The sequence below is a fragment of the Flavobacterium sp. RSP15 genome, from assembly GCF_003968755.1.
Taxonomy (GTDB): domain Bacteria; phylum Bacteroidota; class Bacteroidia; order Flavobacteriales; family Flavobacteriaceae; genus Flavobacterium.
Window position 1 is genome coordinate 328,649 of record NZ_RYDL01000002.1, and the last position, 15,022, is coordinate 343,670.

At 35.2% G+C, this 15,022-nt stretch carries 10 protein-coding genes; 8 read left to right on the forward strand and 2 right to left on the reverse strand.

Features of this window, described 5'->3' with window-relative positions; genetic code table 11:
• Nucleotides 1-197: 197 nt before the first annotated feature.
• Entirely contained in the window at nucleotides 198-1,709 is a 1,512-nt protein-coding gene (gene gltX / locus EKM00_RS03875; RefSeq protein WP_126515297.1) for a glutamate--tRNA ligase, read from the reverse strand.
• Between the two features lie 308 nt (nucleotides 1,710-2,017).
• On the opposite strand from gltX, the gene EKM00_RS03880 reads away from it, so the two are divergent.
• The 7 genes from EKM00_RS03880 to EKM00_RS03910 all read left to right on the forward strand — a co-directional run bounded on the left by EKM00_RS03880 (nucleotide 2,018) and on the right by EKM00_RS03910 (nucleotide 12,752).
• A complete protein-coding gene (locus EKM00_RS03880) occupies nucleotides 2,018-5,320 on the forward strand; it encodes a hypothetical protein (protein ID WP_126515298.1) in 3,303 nt (1,100 codons plus the stop codon).
• On the forward strand, nucleotides 5,317-5,724 hold the full coding sequence (gene ybeY, locus EKM00_RS03885; protein ID WP_126515299.1) for an rRNA maturation RNase YbeY: 408 nt from the start codon (nucleotides 5,317-5,319) through the stop codon (nucleotides 5,722-5,724). The genes EKM00_RS03880 and ybeY overlap by 4 nt, the downstream gene beginning before the upstream one ends.
• Before the next feature lie 153 nt (nucleotides 5,725-5,877).
• Complete coding sequence (gene mnmG, locus EKM00_RS03890) at nucleotides 5,878-7,749, forward strand: tRNA uridine-5-carboxymethylaminomethyl(34) synthesis enzyme MnmG (protein ID WP_126515300.1); 1,872 nt, start codon at nucleotides 5,878-5,880, stop codon at nucleotides 7,747-7,749.
• A 144-nt stretch (nucleotides 7,750-7,893) separates the two neighbouring features.
• A complete protein-coding gene (locus EKM00_RS03895; protein WP_126515301.1) occupies nucleotides 7,894-8,358 on the forward strand; it encodes a hypothetical protein in 465 nt (154 codons plus the stop codon).
• 110 nt (nucleotides 8,359-8,468) lie between these two features.
• Nucleotides 8,469-9,317 (forward strand): class I SAM-dependent methyltransferase, encoded by an 849-nt coding sequence (locus EKM00_RS03900; protein WP_126515302.1) that lies wholly within the window; start codon nucleotides 8,469-8,471, stop codon nucleotides 9,315-9,317.
• A 315-nt stretch (nucleotides 9,318-9,632) separates the two neighbouring features.
• Entirely contained in the window at nucleotides 9,633-10,199 is a 567-nt protein-coding gene (locus EKM00_RS03905) for an OmpH family outer membrane protein (protein WP_126515393.1), read from the forward strand.
• A 285-nt stretch (nucleotides 10,200-10,484) separates the two neighbouring features.
• Entirely contained in the window at nucleotides 10,485-12,752 is a 2,268-nt protein-coding gene (locus EKM00_RS03910; RefSeq protein WP_126515303.1) for a helix-turn-helix domain-containing protein, read from the forward strand.
• A 55-nt stretch (nucleotides 12,753-12,807) separates the two neighbouring features.
• Here the strand turns inward: EKM00_RS03910 and EKM00_RS03915 are convergent, their stop codons facing one another.
• The gene (locus tag EKM00_RS03915; RefSeq protein ID WP_126452294.1) at nucleotides 12,808-13,752 is read right to left on the reverse strand and encodes an SPOR domain-containing protein; all 945 of its coding nucleotides are present in this window, start codon (nucleotides 13,750-13,752) and stop codon (nucleotides 12,808-12,810) included.
• 102 nt (nucleotides 13,753-13,854) lie between these two features.
• Here EKM00_RS03915 and dprA point away from each other — a divergent pair, with 102 nt between their 5' ends.
• Complete coding sequence (dprA, locus tag EKM00_RS03920; protein ID WP_126515304.1) at nucleotides 13,855-14,955, forward strand: DNA-processing protein DprA; 1,101 nt, start codon at nucleotides 13,855-13,857, stop codon at nucleotides 14,953-14,955.
• Nucleotides 14,956-15,022: the final 67 nt, after the last annotated feature.

A 15,022-nucleotide genomic window follows, 5' to 3' on the forward strand; every position in this document is an offset into this window, starting at 1 on the left:
TTCAGAGCTAATATTTCTTATCAATATGGAGTCAATAACAAGCTTGAAAACTTAAACAACAAGATTTAGGAGTCCATTTTAAAGGAAATACTGGAATACTGAATGGAAATATGATAATTTATTTGTAAAATTTTTACTTGTGAATTGTATAAAATATAAAGCTTCTAGCCTTCAAAAGGCTAGAAGCTTTATTAGTTTTAAAGAGTAGCAATTGCTTTTTTAATTCTGTTAATCGTTTCGTCTTTTCCTATTACTTCAACGATATCAAATAGGTGAGGGCCTTTTAGTGCGCCAACCAAACTCAAACGAAACGGTTGCATTACTTTTCCCATTCCAATTTCATTTTTCGTCATCCAATCTTTTACAATCGTTTCGATATTCATCGAAGTGAAATCGGTGATTTCTTCTATAACAGAAATTAATTCTTGCATCAATGCTGGAGTTTCTGCTTTCCAATTTTTGCTTGCTTTCTCATCATAGGCTGTTGGAGCCACAAAAAAGAAATCGCTCATTTCCCAAAATTCTGAAACGAAATCCGCACGTTCTTTGATTAAAGAAACTATTTTGGTCAACTTTGTCAATTCGAGCGTAGTCGAGAAACCTTTTTCAGCTAAAATAGGAGTATAGGCTTTCGCCAAAGTTGCATCTTCCTGCTTGATTAAATACTGGTGATTGAACCATTTGTTTTTTTCTGGATCAAATTTAGCTCCAGCTTTATGAACTCTGTTCAAGTCAAATGCTTCCACTAATTCTTCCAGCGAGAATAATTCTTTATCCGTTCCATCGTTCCAACCTAATAATGCTAAAAAGTTGATTACGGCTTCCGGGAAAAATCCTTTTTCTCTGTAACCCGATGAAATGCCTTCTGTAGTTTTCCAATCTAATGGAAATACAGGAAATCCCATTTTGTCACCGTCACGCTTGGATAATTTTCCGTTCCCAACAGGTTTCATAATCAATGGTAAATGTGCAAATTCTGGTGCTTCCCAACCAAATGCTCTGTACAACAAAACGTGCAAAGGCATTGATGGTAACCATTCTTCACCGCGAATTACATGTGATGTTTCCATTAAATGATCATCGACAATATTAGCCAAATGGTACGTTGGCATTCCGTCGCTTTTGAACAGTACTTTATCGTCTAAAAGATTCGTTTCAAATTTCACATCGCCACGAATTATGTCATTCAGATGCAAGGTTTCATTCACTGGAGTTTTAAAACGGATGACATAATGCTCTCCATCAGCAATTCTTTTAGCAGTTTCATCTGCAGAAATTACTAGAGAAGTATCTAGTTTTTCTCTGTTAGTATGATTGTAAATAAAAGTTTTCCCTTGATCTTCTTCTAATTTTCTTGCTGAATCCAATGCTTCGGCTGTATCAAAAGCATAATACGCATTTTCAGAATTGATTAATTCAGCAGCATATTGTTGGTACAATTCTTTTCTTTCGCTTTGACGGTATGGACCAAATTTTTCATTTTTACCAATAGTCTCATCGGGTGCAATTCCTAACCATTCTAGCGCTTCCATGATATATTCTTCGGCTCCGGGAACAAAACGATTTTGGTCTGTATCTTCAATTCTCAGGAAGAAGACACCATTGTTTTTTTTGGCAAACAAATAATTGAATAATGCGGTACGAACGCCGCCAATATGTAAAGGTCCCGTTGGACTTGGTGCAAAACGCACCCGAACTTGTCTAGACATTGCTGTGTTTTTTTTGCAAAGATACAAATTCAAGTAGGCAAACACATCAGTTTTTAAAAGAACCGCAAATCCGCAAATTTATTTTTAGAAAAACTAAATTTTGTATTTTAGGATGTTAATTAGTGCAATTCTACATCAAGTGGTTTATTTAATATAGATTTTTTTATAAAAATTAGCGAATTAGCGGTAAAAACGTTGATTCTGTTTGCCAAGAGACTTCAATCTTTGATTCAGATATTTTGGAATTTGGATAATTGCCAGCATATAAATTATTACTTTTATTGGTTACAACAAACAAAGCATAAATTTTGGAAACTCAGGAATTTATTTATCTAAAATTAGAAGCTTTCATCAGGAAGTTTTATACCAACGAATTGATACGGGGAACTATTTTCTTTGTCGGTTTAGGATTGTTGTATTTCCTTTTTACGCTTTTTGTCGAATATTTTCTTTGGCTCAAGCCAATAGGAAGAACCATTTTATTTTGGACTTTCATTGGAGTAGAAGTCTATTTGCTGTTCCGTTTTATTTTGTTTCCCATTTTTAAATTATTCAAACTTCAAAAAGGAATCGATTACAATCAGGCTTCGGAAATTATTGGAAATCATTTTACGGAAGTGAGTGATAAGTTGACTAATTTCCTGCAATTGGCGGATTCGGATATTCATCAAAGTAAATCGGAGTTATTAGCTGCTTCGATTGAACAAAAAGCCAATGCATTGCAACCAATTCCTTTTGGTAACGCCATAAATTATAATGTTAACAGAAAGTATTTTCCTTTGGCTTTAATTCCAATTTTGTCATTTTCTTTCTTTTATTTTTCTGGAAACAGCAGCATGATTTCTCAAAGTTTGAATAGAGTAGTGCATTTCAATTCGGATTTTCTGCCACCGGCTGCTTTTAAATTTGTAGTTTTAAATTCGAATTTACAAACCGAGCAAGGAAAGGATTTTATCCTTCGCATTAAAACTGAAGGAAAGATAGCTCCGGAGAATGTAATGATTTTCATTGGTGATGAAAGTTATTTCATGGAATCATTGAAAGCTGGAGAATTTCAATTTAAGATGGCAAAGCCTTCAGGAAATATTTTGTTTCACGTGGAGGGAAATGCTATTTCTTCTCCGGATTATGAATTGAAAGTGATAACCGTTCCTTTGATTGCTAATTTCGAAATGCAATTGAACTTTCCTTCATATTTGAATAAAAAAGCAGAAACTATAAATGGAACTGGAAATGCTGTTATTCCTGAAGGAACGCGTGTAACTTGGAAAATAGAAACTCAAGCGACCCAAAATATTGCGTGGATGAGCGGAATTTCCAAATCTTCTTTTTCGAAAACAGAAAACTCCTTTATTTTATCCAAAAATATACTTCAAAATACAGATTATCAAATATTTACTTCAAATGATAAGGTAAAAAACCACGAAAAACTCAATTATCAGCTTACAGTTATCAAAGATCAGTTCCCAACGATCAATGTGAATAATACGCCGGACAGTTTGAAGATTGCTAAGAACTATGTTTTAGGCCAAATTACGGATGATTATGGATTGTCTAAACTTCAGATTGTTTACTACGAAATAGAGAAACCACAAACCGCAAAACGTGGAACAATTGCTATTAAGAAAAGTGCTTTTGACCAATTCGTGTTTTCGTTTCCAAGTAATCTTCCGGTGGAGCAAGGGGTTTCTTATGAGTATTATTTTGAAGTTTTTGATAACGATGCGATTCACAATTTTAAAAGTACGAAGTCTTCGGTTTTCTCTAATCGTGTTTCCACAGATGAAGAAAAGGAAGATCAAATTTTGCAGCAGCAAAACGACAACATTAACAGTTTAGAGAAGTCTTTAAAAAACCAGGACAAGCAAATGTTCGATATAGAAAAGTTGCAAAAAACCGGAAAAGAGAAAGAAAATTTGGATTTCAAAGATCAGCAAAAAGTAAATGATTTTATCAAGCGTCAAATGAAACAGGACGAGATGATGAAAGAATTTACAAAAAAAATGAATGACAATTTGGAGCAATTCAAAACGGATAAAAAAGATGAATTAAAAGAAGTGCTTCAAAACCGAATGGACAAATCGGAAAAAGAATTGGAAAAAAACCAAAAGCTTTTAGACGAGTTGAAAGAACTGAACGATAAAATCCAGAATGAAGAGTTGTTGACCAAGTTGGATAATTTTAAACAAAACAGTAAAAACCAGACTAAGAATTTAGAACAGTTGGTAGAGTTGACTAAGAGATTTTATGTTGAAAAGAAAGCGGAACAGTTAGGTGAAAAACTGGACAAGCTTTCTAAAAAACTAGACAAATTATCTGATGATGATAATGAAAATAAACTGGATAAACAGGAAGATATTAATGCGGAGTTTGATAAAATTCAATTAGATTTAAATGATTTGGAAAAAGAAAATAAGGAATTAAAATCACCATTGGATTTACCAAAAGATGATGCTATAGAAAAAAGCATTGATGATGATTTAAAGAAAGCTTCTGAGGAATTGAAGAAAGATAAAAAGGATAAAGCCAAACCAAACCAAAAAAGTGCTTCTAAAAAGATGAAAGAGATGGCGCAAAAAATGGCGCAAACTTTGGATAAAGGAGATATGGAACAGTTGCAGGAAGATGTTGTCATGTTGCGACAAATCGTAGATAATTTATTAGCTTTTTCTTTGTCACAGGAAGATTTGATGAATCAGTTCAAAAGGCATAAATCAGGGTCTCCAGCGTTCAATAAAAACATAAAAATTCAACAGGATTTAAAGCAACAGTTCAAGCATGTTGACGATAGTTTATTTGCGATGTCCTTGCGTAATCCTAAAATTGCGGAGGATATTACCAAAGAAATTGGTAATGTAGTTTACAACGTCGACAAATCGTTATCTAGTTTAACCGACGCTCAAGTTCCAAAAGGTTTGTCTCACCAACAATATTCGATTTCATCGGCTAACAAACTAGCAGATTTTCTCAGTGACATGCTTTACAATATGCAAATGCAAATGTCAGGAATGGGTTCTGGGAAACCGAAGCCAGGTCAAGGACAAGGAATGCAATTGCCGGATATTATTAAAAAACAAGAAGGACTTGGCGAGAAAATGAAAGACGGAATTAAGAAAGGAGATAAGTATAGGGACGGTCCAAAAGGACAAAATGGTAAACAAGGAAATCAAGGAAAACCGGGACAAAAGGGTGAGGGCGGAGAAGGTGATGCACAAGCTATAATGGAAATTTACAAAGAACAAAAGCAATTAAGGGAAGCATTGCAAAACGAATTAAATAAACAAGGATTGGTTGGTAATGGACAAAGCGCTTTGGAACAAATGAAGCAAATTGAAAAGCAATTATTAAACAAAGGTTTTAAGAACGAAACGCTTCAAAAGATATTGAATGTGAAACAGGAATTGTTGAAATTAAATTCCGCTATTCAGCAACAAGGTGAAGAAAACAAACGCCAATCCGAAACCAATAAAAAGGAGTTTAAGAACCCATCTAATGTGCTTCCGGCAGCTTTATTAGATTATTTGAATAGCATAGAAATATTAAATAGACAATCCTTACCTTTACGCTCGAATTTTAATCAAAAAGTTCAAGAATATTTTAATAAAAAATGATCAATTTTAATTACGAAACCGACTTTAATTTAGACAACGAAGAAGCTACAGTTGCTTGGTTGGGAAATGTTATTACCTCCGAGAACAAGAAAGAAGGAGAGATAAATTATATCTTTTGTGATGATGAGTATTTGCACAAAATCAATGTTGAGTATCTCGATCATGATACATTTACGGACATCATTAGCTTTGATTATTCTATGGGTAATGAGTTGCACGGTGACATTTTTGTTTCTGTCGAAAGAGTGAAAGACAATGCTGCTGATTTCAATGTCTCTTTTGAGCAAGAATTAAAGCGCGTTTTAGTTCACGGAATTTTACATTACTGTGGCTACAAAGACAAAGGAGAGTCGGAGGAGCTTTTAATGCGTAGTAAAGAAGATGAAAAAATCGCTATGTTTTAGGTGAAATAATAGTGTTTTCTTTATTTTAATCTAAAGTGTTTCACGTGGAACATTTAGTTTAGATCTATAGATTAATGAAGCAATGTTTCACGTGGAACAATATGATGAATTTGAAAATCACAATCCTTAATACGGATTAAATTATAAAAGAAGATGTTTTTAAATGAATATGATGTGATAGTTGTGGGCGCAGGACACGCCGGTTCTGAGGCTGCTGCCGCTGCCGCAAATCTGGGTTCAAAAACTTTGTTGGTAACAATGAGTTTGCAGAATATTGCCCAAATGTCATGTAACCCAGCGATGGGCGGAATTGCCAAAGGACAAATTGTGCGTGAGATTGATGCGCTTGGTGGGTACTCGGGAATTGTTTCAGATAGAACTGCAATCCAGTTCAAGATGCTGAACAAATCCAAAGGCCCTGCAATGTGGTCTCCGCGTGTTCAAAGTGATCGAATGCGTTTTGCCGAGGAGTGGAGAATGATGCTTGAAGGAACTCCAAATCTTGACTTTTATCAGGAAATGGTGAAAGGTTTGATTATTGAAAACGGAAAAATAAAAGGAATCCGAACTTCGCTTGGAGTAGAGATTCGGTCTAAGTCGGTTGTGTTGACAAATGGTACTTTCCTGAATGGATTGATTCATATTGGCGAAAAACAATTTGGTGGTGGAAGAGCAGGCGAGAGTGCTGCACATGGAATTACTGAAGACTTAGTTGCTGCTGGGTTTCAATCAGGACGAATGAAAACAGGAACGCCTCCAAGAGTTGATGGACGATCTTTGGATTATTCAAAAATGAATGAAGAAAAAGGAGATGCGAAGCCGGATAAATTTTCCTATTCAGATGTGACCTCACCGTTGATTCATCAAAAATCGTGTCATATGACCTATACTTCTCTTGAAGTTCACGATATCTTGAGAGAAGGTTTTGATCGTTCGCCAATGTTTAACGGTAGAATAAAAAGTCTTGGGCCAAGATATTGTCCGTCGATTGAAGATAAAATTAATCGTTTTGCGGATAAAGAAAGACATCAACTGTTTGTAGAACCAGAAGGATGGAATACCTGTGAAGTTTATGTGAATGGATTTTCAACGTCGCTTCCTGAGGATATTCAATTCAAGGCATTGAGTTCTGTTGTAGGATTTGAAAAAGTAAAATTCTTTCGTCCGGGGTATGCAATTGAATATGATTATTTCCCGCCAACACAATTGAAGCATACTTTGGAAACAAAACTTATTGAAGGATTGTATTTCGCTGGTCAAATAAACGGTACTACAGGATATGAGGAAGCAGCTTCTCAAGGACTGATGGCCGGAATAAATGCGCATTTGAAAGTGCATGAAAAAGCACCCTTAATTTTAAAAAGAGACGAAGCCTATATCGGAGTTTTAATTGATGATTTAATTACGAAAGGAACTGAAGAACCATACAGAATGTTTACGTCTCGAGCAGAATACAGAACGCTGTTGCGTCAGGACAATGCCGATTTTAGATTAACTCCCATGTCACATGAAATAGGTTTGGCCTCAGAAGCACGTTTGCGCAGAATGGAACACAAACTAAATGAATCTGAAAAAATGGTTGCCTTTTTCAAAGAAACGAGTGTTTCGGTTGCGGAAGCAAATCCAGTTTTAGAAGCAAAAGAGACGGCGCTGATTTCGCAAGGGGATAAGATGTTCAAAGTGTTTTCTCGTCCGCAAATTGATTTAGAGGACATGATGAAATTCGAGAAAGTAGCAGCTTATGTTGCCGCCAATGATGTGGATCAAGAAATTTTAGAACAAGCCGAAATCCAAGTGAAATATTCTGGTTACATAGAAAAAGAAAGAAATAATGCTGATAAGTTACTTCGTTTAGAAGATGTTAAAATCCCTGAAAATTTTGATTATGATAAAATTAAGTCCATGTCAATTGAGGCCAGACAAAAACTAAGCAAGATTCGCCCTGTAACCATCTCTCAAGCTTCAAGAATCAGTGGCGTTTCGCCAAGTGATGTTTCAGTATTGTTGATTTATATGGGGCGTTAGAAAGTGATTTGTAGTCAGTTTCTCGGTAGTCAGTTTCTTGGTAGTGGTAAAAACGGAATACCGGTTACTAAAAATTGTTCCACGTGAAACTACGGTGGGAAGTGCTGTTTTTATTGAGGTGCTTGAATTAAATTTTTATAATACATGGAGATTGTTGAAAAAGAAGTTTTATCATTAGAACAGAAAGAAGCGTTATGTCAACTTTGGAATAATGAATATCCAGAGAAATTAAGTTATAAAAAAACAGAAGAATTTGACATTTATTTAAATAGTTTGTTAAATATAAAACATTATTTGCTAATTGATGACGCAAATGAAATTAAAGGATGGGCATTTACCTTTTTGAGAGAGGATGAAGTTTGGTTTGCAATAATTATAGATGATCAAATTCAGGGAAAGGGTAAAGGTTCATTGTTGCTTAAAGAATTAAAAAAAAGAAAAAATAATTTGAACGGCTGGGTTGTTGATCATGAAAACGATATTAAGAAAAATAAAGAACCTTATAAATCTCCTTTATTGTTTTATATAAAAAATGGCTTTAGTATATGCAACGGAACAAGAATTGAGAATAAAAAAATATCTGCTGTAAAAATAAATTGGAAGCGTTAAGGAAAAATCTAAAATTAATTTCCCAGCATTAAACTATTATTAAATTTATAATTGTCATTTTCAGAAATCATATTAAACTGGATACTGAAAACTGACCACTGAAAACTAAAATGAACATTTCAAACCAACAGCCTTTTTTAACCGTTAAAGATTATTCTGTTTCTCAGGAGGTTTTTGACTTGTATCATGACGCCAAATTAGATATGCTGATTACGTCTCCACAACCCAGTTTAGAAAATTTAGGCAAGTATTACGAAAGCGTGGATTATATTTCGCACACCGATAGCAAACGATCTCTGTTTGAAAAAGCATATCATTTTATAAAAACTATTGCACTTAAAAATAAATTGAATTTAATTAATTCATTACAATCCAACAAAGGGAGTATTTTAGATATAGGTGCCGGAACAGGGGATTTTTTATCTGTGGCCAAAGAAAACGGTTGGCATGCCATAGGAGTAGAGCCAAGTGAAAAAGCAAAAGCAATTGCCAAAAAGAAAGGCGTTTCATTTGTTGGCGAAACCAGTGAGTTAGATAATCATTCTTTGGATGTGATTTCGATGTGGCATGTTTTGGAACACGTTCCTAATTTGGAAAACCAAATCAAAGAACTCAAACGATTATTAAAACCTAATGGAACTTTAATTATTGCTGTTCCAAATTTTAAATCCTTCGATGCAAAACATTACGGAACGTTTTGGGCCGCTTATGATGTGCCAATTCATTTTTGGCATTTTTCTAAAACGGCTATAAAAATGCTTTTCGAGAAAGAAGAAATGAAATTGGTACAAGTGCTTCCCATGAAATTTGATTCGTTTTATGTTGCTTTGCTTTCGGAAAAATACAAAACCGGAAAAATGAATTATATAAAAGCCTTTTTTGTTGGATTGCAATCAAATTGGGAAGCGAAGAAGAATTCTGAGTATTCTTCACACATTTACATCCTAAAAAATACCTAAAAATCATTTTAAGTGTATTTAAGCGTGTTTTTTAATGAAATCGAAGATGATATCAGATTTTTAAACTAATTCGTTTATTTAAAAGATATGAAGCTCGTTTTTAATAGTCATAGATTATGCATTTGTGAATCACAATAATAAAATCTTATATCATAAAAAAGCAGCATTTTTCAAACTTTATGTCAATACTATCTATTTTTTTATATTTTTGTCACCAATACTCAAAACTAGAAATCCATCAAAATGAAATCGAAGATTCACGACACGAGCGTTAGCGAACTGGCAACGCAATACCAAAAAATAAATATTAAAAACATGAGTAAAAAAGCATTAATAATTATCGCATTATCAATTTCAATTGTTGCTTGTAACAAACCAGCAGAAATTAAGGAAGTGAAAACTGCTTACGTAGATACTTCTGAATTAATGAAGGAATATACAGAGGCCAAAGATCTTGAAGCAAAATACAAGACAAAAGCAGAAGAAAAAGGAAGACAGCTAGAGGCTGAAATTAATCGATTCAAGCAAGAAGCAGCAGGTTTCCAAGCTCAGGCACAAGCTAACGGGCAGGCTTGGGCACAACAAAAAGGAGCTGAACTGCAAAAAAAAGAACAACAATTGAGCTACGCACAACAAGCGTTGTCTCAGGAATTGCAGCAAGAAAGCGGGAAAGAAATGGATTCTCTGGTAAGTGGTGTGAAAAAATTTATTAAATCCTACGGTAAAGAAAAAGGATATGCCTACATCTATGGAACCGGTGACGCAGCCTCAATTTTATACGCAGAAGATAAATTTGATATCACAAAAGAAATTATCAAAGCCTTGAACGATAAATATAAAGCTCCTGCAAAAACGGAAGAAACAGCAGCGGATAAAAAATAAATTTTTTTATTATTAATTCAAAAGATTGCCTTCGTCTATAGTTAGATTGAAGGCTTTTTTTTTGAAACCATATCCGGCTATCCGCGATAAACGTAGTTCACTGAACTCCAATTGAAATAAAGTATAGTGAAGTAATCTCTCGTGTAGCAAGTGTTTTTTCTAGATTTCTCCGATTTTCGCTGCTATCCGGGCTAAAAAGCAGTCGAGTTATAATCGTAATTGTTTTCCAATTATTCCAATAGTGTTCTTAATTTTCAATACTTTAGCTTTATATACACACGCCCAATGCAAACCATTTCAGAAGCCGCCGCTTATACCTTACGATTCATCAATCAAACCCATCGATCCATTTTCCTGACCGGTAAAGCAGGAACGGGAAAAACCACCCTTTTACGGGAAATTATCCAAACCACGCACAAAAACACCGTTGTGGTGGCACCAACAGGAATTGCCGCGCTAAATGCAGGAGGTGTTACGATTCACTCCATGTTTCAGTTGCCGTTTGGAGGATTTATTCCAGATAATTCATCACCTCAATTTTCCGAAAGTACTAAATTTGAAACCAAAGCTACCTTGCGCAGGCATTTCAAAATGAGTGGTTTGAAGAAATCGGTGATTCGCAATATGGAATTATTGATTATCGATGAAGTCAGTATGCTTCGTGCGGATTTGCTGGATGCGATGGATTATATGATGCAAACAGTACGTAAGCGCAACACCGCTTTTGGAGGTGTTCAAGTCTTATATATTGGTGATTTATTGCAGTTACCGCCGGTCATTCGGGACGAAGAATGGCGTACGCTGAAAACCTATTACAAAGGAAAATTTTTTTTTCATTCGCACGTCGTGCAACAAAATCCGCCTTTATACATTGAATTGTCCAAGATTTTTCGCCAGACTGACGATACATTTATTTCAGTTTTGAATAACCTGCGCAACAATGAGATTTCACAGCAGGACATTCAAACCCTAAACCAATATGTAAAACCCGATTTCGATTTAAAAGCAAATAAAGGATACATCACATTAACCACGCACAACAACAAAGCCGATACGATGAACGCGCAGGCTTTACAAGATCTGGAGGGAAAGCTGGTGGTTTATAAGCCGGAGATTACCGGAGATTTTCCGGATAAGATATTTCCCGTGGAACAACAATTGCAGTTAAAAGTGGGCGCGCAAATCATGTTTGTAAAAAATGATTTATCCTTTGATAAACATTATTTCAACGGAAAAATGGGCGTTATCAAATCCCTTTCGAGTAAAGAAATTCTGGTTCATTTTCCGGAAGAAAATAAAACTATAGAAGTTGAAAGATATGAATGGCAAAACATTCGATACAAAGTAGACGAAACCACTAAAGAAATTGATGAAGAGGTTTTGGGAACTTTTGTGCACTATCCCATCAAATTAGCATGGGCGATTACGGTGCATAAAAGCCAGGGACTAACCTTTGATAAAGCAGCACTTGATGTTTCGCAAGTTTTTCTACCCGGACAGGCTTATGTGGCATTATCTCGTTTGCGCTCACTAGAAGGGCTTATTTTACTATCTCCGTTGCGTATGAATGGCATTTCAAACGATCAGGATGTCATGGATTACTCATTGAATAAAGCTTCGGATTCGTTTTTAGAGAATGCCTTGCATTTTGAAACCAAAAATTTCATCCATAACTATCTGACAAACACCTTTGATTGGAACGATTTGGCTCAGGAATGGCGCAATCATAAATTCAGTTATAACGAAAAATCAGAAATTTCAGAGAAATCCAAACACGCCGTTTGGGCCAAAAAGCAAACAGAAATCATTGAACAGCTTTTAGATCCATCCAAAAAATTCATTTCGCAGTTGAATACCCTTTTTGGTCAGGAAACGGTCGATTTGAATCATGTATCGGAACGCATTCAAGCCGCTTTCAGTTATTTCCTAAAACCAATGGACGAGCTGGTTTTTGAGATTCTTTGGAAAATTGAAGAAGTAAAGCGCATCAAAAAAGTAAAAACGTTTTATGATGAATTAATCGTGCTGGAAGAATTGCAAACCAAAGCCGTTTTACGCTTAATGAAGGCCAAATTATTGATAGAAACCGTTGTGGCAGGAGAAGCCATTTCGAAAGAAAAATTGACCTCTTCAGAAATAAAAAATTACATCATCCGCAAGACCGAAGCCATACAAAATCAATTTAAGGAATTAAATATAACCTTGATTGCCGATGATAAAGACATAGAGCGTTATACTTCGAAAAAAGCAAAAACAACGGTACCTAAAAAAACAACGGTGCAGGAAACCTATGAATTGTGGGTCGAAAAGAAATCAATTGCGGATATTGCAACTATCAGAGTGCTGACCAAACAAACGATTTACACCCATTTTATAAAGCTGATACAAACCAAAGCAGTTTCAATTACAGAGGTTTTATCGGAGGATAAAATGCAGTATTTAGCAGCTGCTTTTGCAGGATATAAAGAAGAATCACTGAATGCTTTGATGGAAAAATACGGTCATAAATTCTCCTGGGAAGAAGCGAGGATGTACAAAGCAAGTTTGAATTAAAAACGAATAGCCTTAAAACTAAAAAACCCTATTCGGTAAGAATAGGGTTTTTTAGTTATAGTGATTGAATCAATATCCAAGCTTCTGGATTGTGCTTTTCATTGATTTCTTTTTTTGCTTTTTCTGCTTCAGAAAATGTGGCGTAACTGCCATACAAAACCGGAAAATAACCGTTTCGGTTAGGAGCGATTCGCTTGGCATCATATCCTAAGCGATTTAAAATCCGCAGTGTTTTATCCGCATTTTTTTCTTCCCTGTACACTCCGGCCATAATGTGATACGGCATTTTTGCTTCGATAGTCGATTTTACGGATAGTGTAACAGCAGGAACCGGACTTTCGATGAAGAATGTGGCTTGCTGAATTTTATTTTGAACTTGTTTTTGAACGGCAGTTTCAACAAGAATCGTTTCTGAGGCAATTTGATTTTGATACATTGGATAACCAACACTTCCCGCAAGTCCTAATCCTAACACAAAAATAGCGGCGTATTTTAAATATGGATTTGCTGTTCTGGTTTCAGGAACCATAGTGATGGTTGCTTTTTCTTCAATTGTTTCTACTTCTTTTTCGAAGATTGCTCTTTTTACAAGTGGTGAAACAAAGGGAGCCAACCCAAAAGAGCTGGTTAAGTAATTCGTTTGGTCGTATGGAGTGAAAACTATATTTTTATCCGCGTTCAAATGAAGATCACCTACATTTTTGATAGAAAAAAGCTCATTTTCTTCTAATGTTTTTTTCCAAGTAAAAACTTCATATTGAATGGCACTAACGGCATATTCATAAGACGTTTTCTCTGCTAAAGCGATATGATTGGCTAATAAACCATCATTGTTTTTCAAATTAGCATTGAAAGCGATCTTTTTTTTGGGAGGAGAAAATGAATTTGTACTTTCGTTTAGTTTAGCCGATTGAATTTCGGTCAAAAAAGCTCCGAAACCCGGAACGGTTACACATTGATAACGGTATAAAAGCTGCGCGATGTATAGTTCGATTTTCATACTCACAAAGTTATACAACGAAAATAGGTATCAAAATTTTATTTACAATTTTTATTAACAATCCGCATAAAAATTTATACATTTCACCTTCAAATAATTAGCATGAAAGAGCAGGATTTATTTTATTTATTGGCATTGCAAAGAATAGAGGGCGTGGGCGACATCATAGCCAAAAAACTGCTTACCCATTTTGGAACAGCAGAAGCGGTTTTTAATACAAAAGCATCGCAACTCGCTGCTATTGATGGAGTAGGATCTGTTTTGCTGAAAAATTTAAAAGATAAATCAGTTTTCGAAAAAGCGACTCAGGAACTGGAGTTTATAAAAGCAAATGAAATCAATGCGGTTTATTTTCAGGACGAAGAATATCCAGATCGGTTGAAACATTGTATTGACGGACCACTTTTATTATTCACATCTGGAAATATCAATTTAAAAAACAGAAGAATAATCAGCATTGTAGGAACGCGCCAAATTACCTCGTACGGTACTGAATTTTGTAGAAAACTGATCGAAGATTTGGCTCCACTCGATCCTATAATCGTAAGTGGATTTGCCTACGGTGTCGATATTGTGGCGCATCAATTGGCAATGGAAAATAACCTACAAACCATTGGTGTTGTTGCTCATGGTTTAAACCAAATTTACCCGAAAACCCATAAAAAATATGTTGCTAAAGTCGAGCAAAACGGTGGTTTTATGACTGAGTTTTGGAGTTCCTCCAATCCGGATAAAGAAAATTTCGTGCGAAGAAACAGGATCGTTGCAGGAATGTCTGAAGCGACCATTGTAATTGAATCTGCCGATAGAGGTGGATCGTTAATCACTGCAAACATGGCGAATGATTACAATCGTGATGTTTTTGCGGTTCCGGGTCGTGTTACAGATAAGTATAGCCAAGGCTGCAACAACCTCATAAAGACTCAAAAAGCAAATGTATTGACTAGTGCCGCTGATTTGGTTTATATTTTGAATTGGGACATTCAGAAGGAATCTAAACCCGTACAGAAACAATTGTTTGTAAGCCTAGATGATGACGAGCAAAAAGTATACGATTACCTCCTTAAAACGGGAAAAGAACTGATGGATATTATTGCTTTGCGTTGTGATTTCCCTATTTATAAAATCTCAGGAATGCTCTTGAATATGGAATTAAAAGGGGTGATTCGACCTTTGCCAGGGAAATTGTTTGAGGCGATTTGATTTTAACATATAAGTCATGAAAGCTTTAATAAAATAGTATTAAACTTAAAGAAACTTATATGACTTA